Annotated in this window: 13 protein-coding genes and 1 tRNA gene; 7 read left to right on the top strand and 7 right to left on the bottom strand. The window is 59.1% G+C overall.

The features are described from left to right. Positions 1-78: 78 nt before the first annotated feature. Positions 79-2,757, bottom strand: a complete 2,679-nt coding sequence (locus tag H7R73_RS05365; RefSeq protein ID WP_103260677.1) for a glycoside hydrolase family 3 protein — start codon at positions 2,755-2,757, stop codon at positions 79-81. An 841-nt stretch (positions 2,758-3,598) separates the two neighbouring features. On the opposite strand from H7R73_RS05365, the gene H7R73_RS05360 reads away from it, so the two are divergent. From H7R73_RS05360 to H7R73_RS05335, 6 genes are all read left to right on the top strand, one after another. After that, positions 3,599-5,827, top strand: coding sequence for a glycoside hydrolase family 9 protein (locus tag H7R73_RS05360; RefSeq protein ID WP_232092743.1), 2,229 nt, complete (start codon positions 3,599-3,601; stop codon positions 5,825-5,827). An 830-nt stretch (positions 5,828-6,657) separates the two neighbouring features. Further along, the gene (locus H7R73_RS05355) at positions 6,658-6,963 is read left to right on the top strand and encodes a PTS sugar transporter subunit IIB (RefSeq protein WP_010673339.1); all 306 of its coding nucleotides are present in this window, start codon (positions 6,658-6,660) and stop codon (positions 6,961-6,963) included. A gap of 27 nt (positions 6,964-6,990) precedes the next feature. Beyond that, entirely contained in the window at positions 6,991-8,343 is a 1,353-nt protein-coding gene (locus H7R73_RS05350) for a PTS sugar transporter subunit IIC (RefSeq protein ID WP_103260679.1), read from the top strand. A 57-nt stretch (positions 8,344-8,400) separates the two neighbouring features. Next, positions 8,401-9,780 (top strand): glycoside hydrolase family 1 protein, encoded by a 1,380-nt coding sequence (locus H7R73_RS05345; protein ID WP_010673337.1) that lies wholly within the window; start codon positions 8,401-8,403, stop codon positions 9,778-9,780. 10 nt (positions 9,781-9,790) lie between these two features. Further along, a complete protein-coding gene (locus H7R73_RS05340) occupies positions 9,791-10,102 on the top strand; it encodes a PTS lactose/cellobiose transporter subunit IIA (protein ID WP_010673336.1) in 312 nt (103 codons plus the stop codon). 240 nt (positions 10,103-10,342) lie between these two features. Next, positions 10,343-11,038: a family 16 glycosylhydrolase gene (locus H7R73_RS05335; RefSeq protein WP_080560416.1), complete on the top strand. Its 696-nt coding sequence runs from the start codon at positions 10,343-10,345 to the stop codon at positions 11,036-11,038. A 94-nt stretch (positions 11,039-11,132) separates the two neighbouring features. On the opposite strand, the gene H7R73_RS05330 is transcribed toward H7R73_RS05335, so the two are convergent. After that, a tRNA-Ser gene (locus H7R73_RS05330) sits at positions 11,133-11,220 on the bottom strand. Between the two features lie 198 nt (positions 11,221-11,418). Between H7R73_RS05330 and H7R73_RS05325 the strand changes: the two genes are divergently transcribed. Then, positions 11,419-12,168 carry a DsbA family protein gene (locus tag H7R73_RS05325; RefSeq protein WP_103260680.1) on the top strand — a complete coding sequence of 250 codons (750 nt, stop codon included), beginning with the start codon at positions 11,419-11,421 and terminating at the stop codon, positions 12,166-12,168. Positions 12,169-12,342: 174 nt separating this feature from the next. Here the strand turns inward: H7R73_RS05325 and galE are convergent, their stop codons facing one another. The 5 genes from galE to H7R73_RS05300 all read right to left on the bottom strand — a co-directional run bounded on the left by galE (position 12,343) and on the right by H7R73_RS05300 (position 17,599). Beyond that, positions 12,343-13,368, bottom strand: a complete 1,026-nt coding sequence (gene galE / locus H7R73_RS05320; protein WP_042017704.1) for a UDP-glucose 4-epimerase GalE — start codon at positions 13,366-13,368, stop codon at positions 12,343-12,345. Between the two features lie 85 nt (positions 13,369-13,453). Continuing rightward, positions 13,454-14,473: a hybrid-cluster NAD(P)-dependent oxidoreductase gene (locus tag H7R73_RS05315; protein ID WP_103260681.1), complete on the bottom strand. Its 1,020-nt coding sequence runs from the start codon at positions 14,471-14,473 to the stop codon at positions 13,454-13,456. A gap of 100 nt (positions 14,474-14,573) precedes the next feature. Further along, positions 14,574-16,223, bottom strand: coding sequence for a hydroxylamine reductase (gene hcp / locus H7R73_RS05310; RefSeq protein WP_103260682.1), 1,650 nt, complete (start codon positions 16,221-16,223; stop codon positions 14,574-14,576). 236 nt (positions 16,224-16,459) lie between these two features. Then, complete coding sequence (locus tag H7R73_RS05305; RefSeq protein WP_010673329.1) at positions 16,460-16,927, bottom strand: Dps family protein; 468 nt, start codon at positions 16,925-16,927, stop codon at positions 16,460-16,462. 129 nt (positions 16,928-17,056) lie between these two features. Then, on the bottom strand, positions 17,057-17,599 hold the full coding sequence (locus tag H7R73_RS05300; protein ID WP_080768134.1) for a DUF3833 domain-containing protein: 543 nt from the start codon (positions 17,597-17,599) through the stop codon (positions 17,057-17,059). Position 17,600 lies beyond the last annotated feature (1 nt).

Genomic DNA, 17,600 nt, shown 5'->3' with positions numbered 1-17,600 from the left:
CTCCCTCCGCATCGGGGCGGAGCCGGTTATCAAGGCACCAGGAGCCCGACAGGCATCCTGGTGCATCTGGCTGACGGCTTATCGGCTCAACCTGCCCTGGCAATCGAGCCTGACCACTTCCCCTGAGGCCCCCAGCAGAGAAGCCGGTACCCAGCGTACGGTCGCCATGTCGATGCGTGCCTGTCCACTGGTGCCCAGGATGAAGGGGGTATTGACCTTCGCGAAGTCCATGCCCTCTTCGAGGCAGCGCAGGGGCAGACTCAGGGTCACCCACTTCTGCGGGGGCAACTGGCGCAAGGCCGGAGCAATCTCGATGGACTTGCCGCAGGGCCAGCCACACTGCAGCCCCAGCGTCATGTCACCCGCTGGCGCCTGCTGCACCCGCAGCGTCACCTGCAGCTCGCTCTCGCCCTTCAGGTAGGTGCGACGATCCGCCCCCTTGACCTGGGTGGTCTGCAACTGGATCGTGGCCCCGGAGTCGATACCCGGCTTGTCCGTCCCGAGGAAGGTGACCGCTCGCGCATCCTGCTGACGCAGGTAGTCGATGGGCTGAACCTTGATGAAGGTCATCTCGGTCACGCTGTTGCCGGAGACTTCAGTCCCCGTCCAGTTGCTGGCATCCCCCATGCGCAGACGGTGTTCTTCACCCGCTTTTGGCCCGAACAGCTCGAGCACCTTGTCAGCGGCGCTCAGTTTGGCGGGGTCGCTCTCGTTGCAGCCGAAGGTACGTTTATCCAGGGTCAGGGTATTGAGGTTGCTGACCCGGGCCGCCACAGGGGAAGGCTTGCCGTAGCTGAGCCCGTAGCCATAGGGGAAGAGCGGTGCGTACTCACCCGATGGATCCTGCTCGAAGGCTGGACGCTGCCAGCCCGGGATGTGGGTGGGCGTGCGATTGATGGTGGTGGCGCACTTGCTGAAGGGCCACGAGAAGGAGAGGCGTCCCTGGAAGTCATGGGCCACCTTGCCCTTGGCATCCCTGAACAGCAGATCGGTGATCCCCTCCCCCTCGGTGCCCGGCAGCCAGGCGGCGACAAAGGCGGAAGAGAGATTGAGCTCCTCATTGACGTAGAGCGGACGTCCGGAGAAAAGCACGGTCACCACGGGGATGCCGGCCGCCTTCAGCCGCTTGAGGGTCAACAGGTCCTCGTGATAGCTGCTCTTGAGATCCCCATAGGCAAGGGTCTTGTTGTCAGGAATGTCGCCGAACCACTCGGCATAGGGATCCTCCCCCATGACCAGGATGGCGACATCGGGCTTGGCTCCCGCAAACTCACCGGATCCCGTGCTCACCTGCACATGATCCGCACCGACGGTGGCGGTCACCGCATCCAGCACGCTCTGGGCACCGGGAAAATCACCGCGCCCGTTTTCGCTGCCTTGCCAGGTCAGGCTCCAGCCCCCCACCTGCTTGCCCAGATCGTTGGCGGCGCTCCCAGTCACCAGCACCCGGCTCTGCCGGCTCAGGGGCAGGATCCTGCCCTCGTTCTTGAGCAGCACCAGCGACTTGCGTACCGCCTCCCGGGCCAGCGCCTTGTGCGTCACGGCACCAAGTTCACCCTGCTTGCCCGCCAGCTCACGGGCCGATGGCATGGGTTTCTCCCACAGCCCGGCCCGCATCTTGACCCGCAGGATACGCGTCACGGCATCGTCGATCCGGCTTATCGGGATCTGCCGGCTCGCCACGCCATCGAGCAGGCTCTGGCGAAACTCCATCCAGTCCTTGCGCGCCGTGACCATGAAGATGTCGACCCCGGCCAGCACCGCAGGCAGGCAGCTCCCCATGGTGCAACCGGCGATCTCGCTGTGACCGTTCCAATCAGAGACGACAAGGCCATCAAAGCCCATCTTGCCCTTGAGCACGTCGGTCAGCAGATAGCGGCTGCCGTGCAGCTTGCCGTTGTACTCTACCCCGTCTTCTGGCAGCACGTCGCGGTTGAGCTCGTTGTGCCAGCTGTTGAACGAAGCCATGACCACCTGGGCACCGGCATCCAGCCCCGAGAAGTAGCCCACCGCGTGCAGGTTGCGCAGGTCCTCTTCCGAATAGAAGTTCTGACCCCGGTCGACCCCGTTCAGGGTACCGCCGTCCCCCACGAAGTGTTTCACGTTCGAGATGACATGGCGCTGGCCGCGCAGATCCGTCGCGGAACCTTGCAGGCCACGCACCATCTCGCCGGCATAGTGATAGACGATGGCGGGATCTTCGGAATAGCCCTCATAGGTCCGGCCCCAGCGATCATCCCTGGGCACCGCCACCGTCGGGGCGAAGGTCCAATCCAGCCCGGTGGCGGCCACTTCCCGCGCCGTCACCTGGCCGATACGGTAGATGAGATCCGGATCCCGCGCCGCCCCCAGGCCGATATTGTGCGGGAAGAGGGTCGCCGCGAAGACGTTGTTGTGGCCGTGCACCGCATCGGTCGCCCACATGAAGGGGATGCGATACCCCCTGCCCTCGAAGCCCGCTTCCGCCGCCTGCCAATAGGTGTCTGCCTGGTGTGCCCAGTCCTGGGCCGACGCGTGTTTGTTGTTGCCGGGCCAACCCCCCCCTCCGTTGAGGACGGAGCCAATCTTGTAGCGCGTCACCTCCACAGGTGTCACTTCACGAAAGTCGGGCTGGATCATCTGGCCCACCTTCTCCTCCAGGGTCATCCGGGAGAGCAGAGCCTGGATCTGGCGCTCCATCCCCTCGTCCCTGGCAATGGCGCTGTGGATCTGCGGCCAGGTGGAAAAATAGGGCATGGTCGACAACTCATCCGCCATCCCGGCACTCCAGATGCCGCACCCCACGAATAGGCAGGTCATAGACCTGGTGAGACCTGTAGTTTTACGCATTTTCCTTATGACTCTCCGGATGTTCTCGTTCATCGCCTGGACTCATCGTTCATGGCGAGTCGTCTTGAAAAACAGTCGAATTTGAAATCGATTGCAAGAATATTAAATGGTAAACAGAAATCTCTTCGTCATTCCAGCAGTATCTTTGTCATGCCATGACAAAGATCCCGCTGAAAGAGAAAATAGTGATGCAACTCACAAACTCGGGGGCGTGTCTCATCAGCAGAATACCCAGGAAGGAACAGAGAGAACAGGTAGACTCATGGCAGGAAGATCAACAAAATAAAATCAAAACAATAATTTAAATGCAGTCAATCACGTTGATTTGCCGCATGAGCTGCCTGGAACGACACCGATATGGCCAAACGACTGGGGAGTCAGAGGAATGTTGAAAGGATTCAATGGAATTCAATTCAAGTGCATGAATATATCAATAAACGAAAATTTGCCGTCTCCATCACATTTCATAAAAGCAAACTTGATCTGCCAAAAAATTTACTGTTACCTGAATCGTGAAATCGATTTCCACTCAAGGATTGTGTGTGAATCTTGACAGTGAAATGCGGGCCGCAGGATGACTCGGTCATTTTCTGCGTGAGTGCGAAAATCGACGCCATTATTTCCGTCTGTGATCAAAGGGGTAACAATGAAAACATCTCGGCTTAGTGCCCTGACGCTTGCCATGTCTTGCGTCATTGGCTTGCATGGCTGCTCCCTGCCCAGTGCAGGAGCATCTGGTTCAGCGACCTCCTCGGCATCTGCCGGACCTGTGGGTGAATTGCTGACCAATGGGGGCTTCCAGGGAACCGATGGATGGTGGACGGCCGGGGGGACCCTGAACGCCGAGAACCAGATGGGCTGTATCACCTTCACCGAATCGGGCTCCAATCCCTGGGATGTCATCCTGGGTCAGTCCAATCTCGGCCTGGTGCAGGGGCAAACCTACAAACTCCATTTCACTGCCATGGCCAAGAGCGACATCAACGTCAAGGCCCTGATCCAGCATGATGGCGCCCCCTACACCAACTACATGGTGCAGGACCTCGCCCTCGGCAGCACGCCCAAACCGTTCGATATCCAGTTCACACCTTCTGCCACTGACGAGAAGACCCAGTTCCAACTTCAGATGGGCACCCAGACACCGACCACTGTCTGTATCAGTGAAGCCACGCTATCGGGCCCCTCCTTGATCAAGAAATCGGAGCTGGGCAGCGTGCGCGTCAACCAGGTCGGCTATCTGAGCAAGGCTCTGAAACGGGCGACCATCGCCACCGACAGCAAGGACGCGCTCCCCTGGACCCTGCGCAATGCCCAGGGTGAGACCATCGCGGAAGGCAAGACCACGCCCTTTGGCCTGAATGCCGCATCCGGCGAGAACGTACAGATTGCCGACTTCAGTCAGGTCACCACCCCGGGCTCCGGCCTGGTACTGGAGGTCGCCGGCCAGAAGAGTCATCCGTTCAGCATCGGCGATGACATCTATCACACCATGAAATTCGATGCCCTCTCCTTCTTCTATCAACAGCGTAGCGGCATCGACATCGAAGCCAAATATGTCCAGCGCCCCGACCTTGCTCGCCCGGCAGGACACAAGCCCGAGAACGTAACCTGCTTCAACAAGCAGGACGCCAAGGGCAACCAGTGGCCTGGCTGTGACTTCACGCTGGATGTGACCGGCGGCTGGTACGACGCCGGCGATCAGGGCAAGTACGTGGTCAACGGGGGGATCTCGGTATGGACCTTGATGAACCTTTATGAACGGGAGCAGCTGGCGAAAGAGGGTGACAAGAGCGCCTTTGCCGACGGCAAGGTCAAGATCCCGGAACAGCACAACGGCTACAACGATCTGCTGGACGAGTCCCGCTGGATGATGGAGTTCTTCCTCGCCATGCAGGTGCCCGAAGGCAAGAAGGCCTGGGTGCCGGTAGGCGATCAGTCCAAGCAGCTCGACAGCCTGAAACTGACCGAGATCGATGCCTCCGGCATGGTATTCCACAAGGTCGCCGACGAAGCCTGGACCGGGATGCCGCTCCCGCCCCACAAGGATCCACAACCCCGTTTCCTGAGCCACCCCAGCACGGCTGCGACTCTGAACCTGGCGGCCACCGCCGCCCAGTCTGCTCGCGTATGGAAAGATCTGGATCCGGCCTTCGCACAGCGCAGCCTGCAGGCAGCAGAACGAGCCTGGAAGGCGGCCAACCGCCATCCGGACGTCTATGCCTATGACAACTTTGTGGGATCCGGTCCCTATGATGACACCAACCTGAAGGACGAATTCTACTGGGCTGCCGCCGAGCTGTTTGCCACCACCGGCAAAGCCGAGTACAAGCAGGCCGTCCAGCAGTCCCCTCTCTATCTGGCCGCCCCCAAGGGGGATCGCAGCGCAAGCGGTGATCTCTACTGGCAGGATCTCAGCAGCGCAGGGACCATCACGCTGGCCATGGTGCCCAACAAACTGGGCAAACAGGAAGTGGAGAAGGCGCGCGCCGCTATCATCGCCGCAGCTGACGGCTACCAGAAGAGCGTGGCGACGGAGGGTTACCTTATCCCCTATCAGGCTACCGAATACCCCTGGGGCTCCAACTCCAACCTGATGAACCGCAGCATCTTCCTCGGGTTGGCCCATGACTTCACGGGAGAGCGCAAATACCTGCAGGCCATGTCCGATGCCATGGACTATGTGCTCGGCCGCAACCCCCTCGACCAGTCCTATGTGTCGGGCTACGGCAGCCGTCCGCTGAAGAATCCGCACCACAGGTTCTGGGCTCACCCCATCGACCCCGCGTCTCCCCTGGTTCCGCCAGGTGTACTCTCGGGCGGGCCGAACTCCATCAACTTCAGCGATCCCGTTGCCTCCACCCTCAAGGGCAAGTGTACCGGCCAGACCTGCTGGAAAGATGAGATTGGTGCCTGGACGCTGAACGAGGTCACCGTCAACTGGAATGCCCCCTTCTTCTGGACGGTCAGCGTACTGGATGAAGGTGGATTGACCCGCTGATCACCCTTCCAATGCTCCGTCCCCGTGACGGAGCATTGTTTTACTCTCCTGCCGTTCTTTCCCAGGACAGCTCCCGCACCTGTCGCCGCCCTCCACTCTACGTTTTCCGTTTCCCTTTTCCGTCATCATTCAGAGGCTGACGGCAGCAGAACCCTCTCTTATCGATCATTTCATTGCATCTGACCGCACCTTCGCAACCCTGCCTTTACATGTCCGTCTCTTGGCCACCTTATTTGCGCATCCACTTGATCCCTCATTTGCCATCAGATTTGCTGACGCCATCTGGGCATCACCGGCTCCCCGCCTCTTCTACAGTGCCCCCCGCGCGAAGAAGGCGGGACAGCAGGATACCCGGCTCCTGAATCGGGTTTCGTGACCCTCAGCGAGAACCACAAGGCAACCCCAGGCTGAGCCCGCCATCTGAGCAAGACACTGTACAGAGCCCCTTAGCCGCCACCATGACCCCCTGCCACCAGGGGGTGAAGGAGCACGGCGATGGGCTCGGTTATCCAGGATTGCTGGCATGGGCGCCGGATCGGCACCATGCAGAAAGCGCCCCCTGCATCATGCAGGGGGGAGGGGCAGCATGAAAACCACGACAGATTTGAAATCGATATTTCAAAATGCCAAGTCGAACAAACATGGCGTAAACCACATCATAAAAACAATTACAATTAACTGATAAATAACGATATTTTATTTTATCGACCTTATATCAGATATCCATCAAGTGATCGCGATCACAATTACAAAACTCGATTTATGAAATCGATTTCCCACTTTGTTGCATCGATCTATAGTGAGCCCAGCTTAATAACTGAGGAATGATCATGAAAAAAATCATGTTGTGCTGCTCTGCCGGGATGTCCACCAGCCTGCTGGTGAAAAAAATGCTGGTAGAAGCCGAAAAACGGGGCCTGGCTGCCGAGATCAAGGCTTTTGGCGCATCGGAGTTCGATGACCAGATGCCCCATTACCAGGTGGTCTTGCTGGGACCGCAGATCAAGTACATGCAACCGGAGTTGCAAGCCAAGGCGGCGGCTCACGGCATCAAGGTACAACCTATCGACATGATGGATTACGGCATGCAGCGCGGCGACAAGGTGCTGGACTACGCCCTCTCCCTGATTGGTTAAGCGTGCTCACAAGGAAGGACACACACTATGAGTTCACTCTATGGGATGCTGGTCAAGTTGATCGAACAACGGATCGGCCCATTGGCAGGAAAACTGGGCCAGCAACGCTATGTTCTGGCCATCCGTGACGGTTTTATTGCCGCACTGCCGTTCATGATCGTCGGCAGCTTCATGCTGGTCTTCATTTTCCCACCCATCTCCAGCGAAACCACCTGGGGCTTTGCCAGAGCCTGGCTCGATTTTTCCAACACCTATCGTGCCGAACTCATGTTGCCCTTCAACATGAGCATGGGGCTGATGACGGTCTTCATTTCGGTGGGCGTCGCATCCAGCCTGGCCAAACAATACTCCCTGGACCCCATCACCACGGGCCTGCTGTCGCTGATGTCGTTCATGCTGGTGGCGGCGCAATATAAAGACGGCACCATCTCCACCCAGTATTTCTCCGGTCAGGGCATCTTTACCGCTCTCATTTGCGCCATCTATTCGACCGAGGTCTATGCCTGGCTCAAGCGCAACAACATCACCATCCGTCTGCCCGAGCAGGTGCCGATGGGAGTGGCGCGCTCCTTCGAGGTGCTGATCCCGGTCCTGGCGATTATCCTGACCCTGCACCCCTTCAACATGCTGCTGCAGGAATCCACTGGCATGATCCTGCCCGAGGCGATCATGTCCATGCTCAAACCGCTGGTGGCGGCTTCCGACAGCCTGCCTGCCGTCTTGCTGGCGGTGCTGTTGTGCCAGATCCTCTGGTTTGCCGGCATCCACGGCACCATGATCGTCACCGGCATCATGAACCCCTTCTGGATGGCAAACCTGGCCAGCAACCAGGCCGCATTGGCCGCCGGCCAAGCTATTCCCCACACCTTCCTGCCCGGTTTCTGGGATCATTTCCTCTTTATCGGCGGCGTGGGCTCCACCTTGCCACTGGCATTCCTGCTGATGCGCAGCCGTGCCGTGCACCTGCGCACCATAGGGCGAATGGGCGTGGTCCCCGGGTTCTTCAACATCAACGAGCCGATCCTGTTTGGTGCTCCCATCATCATGAACCCGGTCTTCTTCCTGCCGTTCATCCTGGTGCCGGTGATCAACGCCATCCTGGCCTGGTTCGCGGTGGATCTGGGTCTGGTTGAGAAGGTCGTGATGCTGACCGCATGGACCACACCGGCCCCCATCGGCGCCTCCTGGGCGACCAACTGGGCCTTCAGTCCGGTCATCATGTGCTTCATCTGCATGGGGATCTCCGCCCTGATGTATTACCCCTTCGTGCGGGCTTACGAACGCACCCTGCTCAAGCAGGAAGCCGAGACGGCTGAAGCGGAAGAAGCCGCCAGATCAGAAAAAGCAGACACAATCACACCGATTCAGAGTCAGGCGTAAGCGCCAGGCGTGCGGGCGCCACGCCGCCTGCACGCCGGTTATCAAGAGGAAACTGCAATGCAATATACATTCCCCGAAGGCTTCTGGTGGGGTAGCGCCTCGTCGGCCGCACAATCGGAAGGGGCTGCCAATGTGGGCGGCAAGGCACCGACCATCTGGGATCACTGGTTCGAGACGGAGCCACACCGTTTCCATGGTCAGGTTGGCCCGGCCAACACCTCCACCTTCTACGATCGTTATCGTGAAGACATCGCATTGATGGAACAGATTGGCCACAACAGCTTCCGCACATCCATCTCCTGGGCCCGGTTGCTGCCGGATGGCCACACCGTCAACCAGGAGGCCGTCGACTTCTACAACAAGGTTATCGATGAGCTGCTGGCCAAGGGGATCAAACCCTTCATCGGCCTGTTCCACTTCGACATGCCGATGTACTGGCAGGAGCAGGGGGGCTGGGAGAGCCGCGAAACCGTGGCGGCCTATGCCGAGTACGCAGCGCTCTGCTTCAAACTGTTCGGTGATCGCGTCGCCTGCTGGATGACCTTCAATGAGCCCGTTGTGGTAGTGGAAGGAGGGTATCTGTATGACTTCCATTACCCGAACCAGATGGACTTCAAACGGGCAGCCCAGGTGGCCTATCACATGATGCTGGCCCACAGTCTGGCGGTGAAGCGTTATCGCACACTCTCCCTGCCCGGCCAGATCGGCATCGTCCTGAACCTGACCCCCTCCTATCCGCGCTCTTCAAACCCGGCAGACTTGAAGGCCTCGTTCATTGCCGACCTGTTCTTCAACCGCGCCTTCCTCGATCCTGCGGTGAAGGGGGTTTATCCCCAGGAGCTGATCGATATCCTGCGCGAGCACGATCAGATGCCCGTGGTGCAAAGCGGCGACTGCGAACTGCTGGCCGCCGGCAAGATCGATCTGCTCGGCATCAACTACTACCAGCCGCGGCGAGTGAAGGCACGCATGACGGCCATCAATCCGGACTCCCCTTTCCTGCCTGACTGGTTCTTCGAGAATTACGAGATGCCAGGCCGCAAAATGAACCCTTATCGCGGCTGGGAAATATATGAGCGCGGTATTTATGACATATTGATCAACCTGCGCGACAACTATGGAAATATCCCAAGCTATATCTCTGAAAATGGTATGGGTGTCGAAGGGGAACACAGATTCATTGGTGAAGATGGTCAGGTAAAAGACGATTATCGTATCGACTTCATTCGCGGCCACCTCCAATGGATTCATACCGCCATTGCCGAAGGAAGTAATTGCCGTGGTTATCACCTGTGGACCTTTATTGACAACTGGTCCTGGATGAATGCCTACAAGAACCGTTATGGATTCATCAGCCTTGATTTGGAAAGCCAGCAGCGCACCGTCAAGAAAAGTGGTGAATGGTTCGCCAACGTCTCTCGTAATAATGGATTTTAAGGAGTCATAAATGATGGATCTTGAAGAAGCAGTCATGGGCATCATCGTCAATGCCGGCCAATCTCGCAGTCTCTGTTTCGAAGCCCTGCGTCAGGCTCGTGCTGGCCAGTTCAGCGAAGCGGATGCCTTGCTGCTCCAGGCCACCGACGCGGGGAAGGCTGCCCATGCCGTACAAACCAAACTGATTGAAGCCGATGAGGGCGAAGGCAAGACCAAGATGACACTGGTCATGGTACATGCCCAGGATCACCTGATGACCTCCATTCTGTGCCGCGAACTGGCCACCGAACTGGTCGAGATCTATCGCCGCCAAGCCAGCTGATTTTAACTCATCGGATCGGGAGTCCGTGCTTTTGCCACCGTTATATACGGTGGCTTTTTTTATTCTGGTTATACCAGCCAGCCGTCATGTCTTTCATACCTTTTTCAGGCAATTTCAAAAATATGAAACTGTCATGACGCGATACCAGTATAAGTTTCAACATCTGTTTATGGCTATTCTGATGCTGCTTGTAGTCATCAATAAAACACTCATTAATAAACACACAGGAATGTGGATAATATGCGTAAACTTGGACTGATGTCAGTATTGCTGATGGCGGGAGGATTATATTCCACTCAGGCATCGGCATGGTGGTGGAGCAATCAGGATTGGCAGGTCTCTGATGGTTGGCGCAATGGCGGGTCAGAATTTGACTGCACCTGGCGTGCCGCCAACGTCTGGATGGAGTCCGGCACGGCCATCCTCCATGCGAAATCCGACAAAGGAAACAAGAGCTGCGCTGAGCTGCGAACCTACAACTACACCCGTAAGGGTCGTTATGAGGTGCAGATGCAGGCAGGATCGGTGCCCGGCACCATCAGCTCCTTCTTTACCTATACCGGAGATGCAGGCACCAGCTCTCACTATGAAGTCGACATCGAGCTGATGGGCGGCACCAACCTGCTCCATACCAACGTCTGGATCCAGGGGCGTCAGTATCCCCAGGACATCGACCTGGGCAAGTACGGTATCTCCATCTGGAACATGGAGCGCTACGCCTTCAACATCGACGAGGCGGGAGTCACCTGGCAGGTCTTCAGCCGCACCCAGAACAAATGGGTGAGCGTGCGCCGCGAGAGCCGCCCCGTCACCAGCTGGATGCAAACGTTTGTGAATAACTGGATCAGCGCCAACCCGAGCTTCCCGCCCAGCTCCTACAACGGCCAGCCCGTCTATGCCAAATACAAGTACGCCAATGTGACGCCCTGGGAGTGATCGCGATGGTCAACTAAATCCGGGCACACGGTGGCATACCCAAAACCGAAGACACAAAAAAGCCCAACTGAATAAATCAGTTGGGCTATATGGATGGCGGAGGAGGTGGGATTTGAACCCACGGATGGTCGCCCATCGCCGGTTTTCAAGACCGGTGCATTCAGCCGCTCTGCCACCCCTCCGCAGCAGTGCGACGCATATTACCCATGCCCCCAGCCCTTGTAAATCCCCACTCCGTTTGTTTGCCCATTTATTGGGCTATCTGGCGCACAAAACCGGCAAAACCGCTGCAAACCGTGCTTTTTCAAGCGGATGGCTTGACTTGAAAACAGACTCACCCACTATAGGGGCCACTACCACATCCCCAGCAAGATGGACTTATGAGAATCAAACATGCCCTGTTCGCCGCCCTGACCGGCGCGACCCTGCTTGTGGCGCCCGTGCAGGCGAGCGAGCTGACCAAGAGCGATGTCGAGCAGATCGTGCGCGACTATCTGGTCAGGAATCCGGAGATCCTGGTCGAGATGTCCAACGCCCTGCGTGCCAAGCAGGAGAGCCAGCAGGCCGAGAACGACAAGACGCTGATAGAAGCCCATGCCAAGCAGCTCTTCGCCAACCAGGATCCCGAGAGCGGCAATCCCAAGGGCAGCCTGACGGTGGTGGAGTTCTTCGACTACAACTGCGGCTACTGCAAGCGCGCTCATCCCCTCATTCAGCAACTGCTCTCTGAGGACAAGGAGATCCGCTACATCTACAAGCAGTTCCCCATCCTGAGCGAAACCTCCTACTACGCCGCCCGCGCGGCGCTGGCGGTGAAGCTCGGCCAGCCCGACAAATACCAGGCCTTCCACGACAAGCTGTACGCCCATCAGGGACCCCTCTCCGACGAAGCCCAGGTGAAAGACGTCGCCAGGGCCGCCGGCGTGGACTGGAGCAAGGTAGAGGCGAAGATCAAGGACGGCAGCATCGATCAGAATCTGGGTACCAACCGGGCGCTGGCCGAAGCCATGGCCATTTCCGGTACCCCGGCCTTCATCATCGGCGATCAGATCCTGCGCGGCGCACCGCGGGATCTGGCCAGCCTCAAGGCCATCATCAAGGATGTACGCGCCGGCAAGAGCATTCAGTAACCCGCGCGTTGTTCATGAAAAAACGCCCCGGCATGCCGGGGCGTTTTGCTATTCAGGCTGCAAACCATCAGGCCTGATGGGCCGTCGCGAGAAGCTGTCAGCAAGGCGAAGAGCAGCGCAGGGACCCGAGTTTATATGAATAAATGAGGTTCCTGAGCAGCCCATGACCCTTGATCACGGCTTCGCAGCAGGGCCATAACCGTTCGGATTCTGGCTTTGCCAGCGCCAGGTATCCACCATCATCTGCTCCAGACCCCGTTCGGCCTGCCAGCCCAGCTCGTCACGGGCCAGAGCAGGTTCAGCCCAGCACTCGGCAATGTCGCCGGGGCGACGGGGCTTGATCTGGTAGGGAATGGCACGGCCACTGGCTGCCTCGAACGCCTTGACCATCTCCAGCACGGAATAGCCCTGACCGGTGCCGAGGTTATAAGTGAAGACGCCGGTATCACTCTTGATGCGGGCCAACGCTTTGAGGTGACCGATGGCGAGATCCACCACGTGGATATAGTCGCGCACCCCGGTGCCGTCCGGCGTCGGGTAGTCGTTGCCAAAGACCCCCAGCTCCTTGAGCTTGCCCACGCCGACCTGACTGATGTAAGGCAGCAGGTTGTTGGGGATGCCGTTGGGATCTTCACCGATGAGGCCGCTCTCGTGAGCCCCCACCGGGTTGAAGTAGCGCAGCAGCACGATGGCCCAGCGAGGATCGGATTTGGAGAGGTCACGCAGGATCTCTTCGACCATCAGCTTGGAGCGGCCATAGGGATTGGTGGCGCTGGTGGGGAAATCTTCCCGCAGCGGTACCGAGGCCGGATCCCCATAGACGGTGGCCGAGGAGCTGAACACCAGCCGGAACACGCCGGCCCTGGCCATCTCTTCGCACAGCACCAGGGTGCCGGTCACGTTGTTCTGATAGTAGGTAAGCGGGATCTGGCCGGATTCCCCCACCGCCTTGAGGCCGGCGAAGTGGATCACGGATGCTATCCTGTGCTCGGCAAACAGCCGCTGCAGGCAGGCTCTGTCCAGAATGTCCCCTTCCACGAAGGTGACCGGCTTGCCGGTGATCCGCTCGACCCGCTTGAGAGACTCGGGGGAAGCGTTGGAGAGGTTGTCCAGTACTACGACCTGCTGCCCGGTACCAAGCAGCTCGACCAGGGTGTGGGAACCGATGTAACCGGCTCCCCCCGTCACCAGAATTGTCATTTTTTATCCCGTACTTTGCTGAAACTGGGGTTGAGTCTACCCGCACGACCCGCCCGGGAAAAGCTCGGGATACCAATGACCCCCGTCAATACTCCAGGCTCACATCCCCTCTGGCGGTGCAGGAACAGGCCAGCGCCACCCCGTTCTCGAGGTCCTGCGCGCTCAGGGTCATCACGCTCTGGCGCTCGATTTCGCCTTGCGTGGTGCAGCGACAGGCGCCGCACACCCCGGCGCGGCAAGCGGCCATCATGGTCTCCCCCGCCCCCTCCAGTGCCGCCAGCAGGGTCTGGCCAGGCAGTATCTTCACCTTCTTGCCGCTCTTTTTGAGGGTCAGCCAGAAGTGGTCGCTATCGGCCGCAACTGGCGCCGCGCCCGATGTAGCAGCAGGCAGGCCGAACGACTCCTGATGCAACTGCCCGGCGGGCAGCCCGAGCCCGGCCAGCATCTCGCTCACCACCGCCATATAGGGGGCGGGCCCGCACAGATAGACATGGCGGCTCAAGAGATCCGGCGCCAATTCCTTGAGCATCCCCGGTGTGAGCCGGCCAACCCAGGGATGAGCCGTTGGCGCCTCTTCCCCTACTTTCTCCAGCACTAAAGCATGGCGCACACCGGCATGAGCCTCGGCCAGTGAAGCCAGTTCCCTCGCGAAGATCACATCCCCAGGGGTTCTGGCGCTGTGAATAAAGCGGATATCGGCGTCCGGTCGCTTGGCGAGCTCGTCCCGCAGCATGGCCCACATGGGGGTGATGCCGGAGCCGGCGCTGAGCAGCAGCGGCCGCTCGCAGGGGAGCGCGGTCAGGTGGAAATCGCCGAAGGGGCCGTCTACCCGGATCTCGTCCCCCACTTGCAGGCTCTGGTGCAGATGGTGAGAGACCAGCCCCACATCCTTGATGGTGACCTGCCAGAAAGGATCCTGCGGGCTGGAGGAGAGGGTGTAGGCGCGGCAGTGAGGCTGGCCGTCAATCATCGTGTGCAGGGTGACGCACTGGCCGGCCAGCACGGAGGGCAGGTCGCCAGCCAGGGGTTCAAATTGCCAGCTCGCCACGTCGTGGGTCTCTGCCCGGCGGGCTATACAGCGCAGGCTCAAAGAGGTGGAGGTCATCGCAAGGCTCCTCTTGCTCGGAAATAGCGTTGAAAAAAGGCGAGCCATCAGGCTCGCCAAAGGCTTACAACATGCTGAGCGTGTAAGGCTGTGTCTTTGCTCAGGCCGCCAGGATCTCGGCGAGATCCGCGTCTGCCGTGGTGGTGCCTTTCAGGCCAAACTGCTCCTCCAGCACCTTGAGCAGGGCCGGGGTGAGGAAGGCCGGGGTGGTCGGGCCGGTGCGGATGTCCTTCACGCCGAGCGCAAGCAGGGTGAGCAAAATGACGATGGCTTTTTGCTCGAACCAGGAGAGCACCAGGGTCAGGGGCAGATCGTTGACGCCGCACTCGAACGCGTCGGCGAGCGCCAGGGCCAGCTGGATGGCGGAGTAGGCATCATTGCACTGACCCACGTCCAGCAGGCGCGGAATGCCGCCGATGTCGCCGAAATCGAGCTTGTTGAACTTGTACTTGCCGCAGCCCAGGGTCAGCAGCAGGCTGTCCTGCGGGATCGCCTTGGCAAACTCGGTGTAGTAGGCGCGCTCGGCACGGTCGCCGTCACATCCCCCCACCAGGAAGAAGTGGCTGATTTCGCCAGCCTTGACCTTGTCGATCACTGCGGGAGCGGCCTGCATCAGGGCGTTGCGGGCAAAACCGATGGTGATGAAGTGCTCGAGCTCAACGTGCTTGAAGCCTTCCAGCGCTTGCGCCTTGGCGATCACGGCAGAGAAATCTTCCCCTTCCAGATGAGTCACGCCCGGCCAGCCGACGATGGAGCGAGTGAAGATGCGATCCGAGTAGTTGCCCACGTTCGGGTCGATGATGCAGTTGGAGGTCATCACCACGGCGCCCGGGAAGTTGGCAAACTCCTTCTGCTGGTTTTGCCAGGCAGAGCCGTAGTTGCCCACCAGGTGCGGGTACTGCTTGAAGAAGGGGTAGGCCAGCGCCGGCAGCATCTCGCCGTGGGTGTAGACGTTGATGCCAGTGCCCCTGGTCTGCTCCAGGATGAGCTTGAGATCCACCATGTCGTGACCGGAGACCAGAATGCACTTGCCCGGAACCGGAGTGACGCGAACCTGGGTCGGCTCGGGGTGGCCGAAGGCGGTGGTTTCACCGAGATCCAGCATCTCCATGATCTTGAAGTTGAGCAGGCCAATGTCCATGGCGCACTTGAACAGCGGATCCAGATCGCTCGGATCCGTACCGAGCCAGCTCATGATGCGATGGAATTCGGCGGCTACCCCGGCATCCTGCTGATCCAGCACCCGGGCGTGTTCCATGTAGGCGGCGGCACCCTTGAGGCCGTAGAGGCAGAGCAGGCGCAGCCCCATGATGTCTTCGTTGACTTCGTTCTTGCCGCGGTTGACCGCGGTCTGCGGCGCCTGGGCCAGCTGGGCCAGCAGATCGGCACCCGGCTCGAAACGGGCGGCAGCGGGCAGTGCATCGGCCTGCACCGCCAGCGGTGCCAGCTTGGCGGCCAGCTGCTGACGATAGCTCAGCGCCTGGTTGACGTAGGCGACGATGCGAGCGGAGTCGAAGTTGACGTTGGTGAGGGTGGCAAAGAACGCCTTGGGCACGAAAGCGTCTATTTCGCTGTCGACGATGCCGTGCTCGCGGGCCGCCAGGGCCCAGGCGCTGAGCCCTTGCAGGGTATAGATCAGCACATCCTGCAGATCAGAAGTTTCAGCCGTCTTGCCGCACATGCCTTGTGCATAGGCGCAGCCGTTGCCTGCCGGGGTACGAATTGTCTGTTCACATTGCACACAAAACATCATGCCTCTCCTAATTGGACATTTCAGTTGTCTGTTTTGTGGCGATTCTATTCCCCTCCTGGAAAACTTAATAGGCATTCAATTTACCAATTAACATTTCATTGATGCAGATCAAATAGAAAAAAGCCGCCCAAATCGGGCGGCAAGCGGGTGGGAAATCAAGGAGAGACAACTCGGGTGTGCAACAACAGGAGCAATGATACGGGCCGGAGCATGGGCAGCCGGCCCCAGGTTCATCAGGCCAGATAGGCGCGCAGCATCCAGACCAGTTTTTCCTGCTGCTGCACATAGTCGGAGAGGATGGACGCAGTCCCTTCATCACCGGCATCGGCGGCCTGACCCAGGATGCGGCGCTGGGCAACCAGCAGTTCGCGGAAGCTCGCCAGCAGGGATTCCACGCAGGCACGACCGTCATGCAGTCCCTTCTGCTCGGGGATGGCGGACACCTGGATGTAGTCGCTGAAGCTGTGCAGGGGCACGCCATCCAGGGTCAGAATGCGTTCGGCCAGGGCATCGACTTTCAGCAGCAGGTCGTTGTAGATCTCTTCGAATTTCAGGTGCAGCTCGAAGAACTGGTTGCCGCGGATGTTCCAGTGGAAGCCACGGACGTTCATGTAGAGGATCTGGTAGCTGGCCAGCAGCTTGTTGAGCTCGGCGGCCAGGGCTTGTGATTGCACGGTATCAAGACCAATGGGGCTCTTCATGATTCACCTCCAGGTGGTAAGCATTATCGGGAACGGAGCCAGCTTATCCAGAAGCAGACTCAAAGGACAATCGTCTGTACCTTGCCGATCCATAGCCAATGGCTATCGTCGGCAAAAATGCACCGGCTTTCATTGCTCAAGCCGTTCGATATAGAGGATCACCTCGCCGAGGTGAATGCCGAACTTGCTGATCTTCGCGCGGTTGATCAGGCGATCGTCGTCCAGCAGATACATCCAGTCATCAAAGCTCACCCTCACCACGCTCTCATCCGGCAGTGCCAGATCGAGTTGATAACGCCAATTGAGGGCAAAGCCCTCTGTCTTGCCTACCGCCTCCCCCACCACGTCTGAAGCCGTGCCGCGCCAGTGGCCATCCGCCCCCTTGCTCAAAAACCAGGTGCGGGTCTGCCGACGGCCATCATCGAAGTAAAACTGCTCGAACAGCTCCCCCTTGCCCTCTCGCCAGTGCCCCTGCATCTCGACCCGAAAGCGACTGGTCACTTCGCCGCTGCGGTCCGTCACCAGGCCGTGGGCCACCAGCTTGCCATTGAAGAAACGGGCGAGATCCCAGCCCGGCCGGGAGCCGCGATAATCGTCAAGACCCGCGCCGCAACCAGAAAGCCACAGCAGGGGCAGCAACCAGGCAAGACGCCACCAGGAAGAGAACTTCATG

It is taken from the genome of Aeromonas sp. WP2-W18-CRE-05 (assembly GCF_014168615.1).
Classification (GTDB): Bacteria; Pseudomonadota; Gammaproteobacteria; order Enterobacterales; family Aeromonadaceae; genus Aeromonas; species Aeromonas caviae.
Note: the sequence above shows the minus strand (reverse complement) of the source record. Positions and strands in the feature narration are given on the sequence as shown.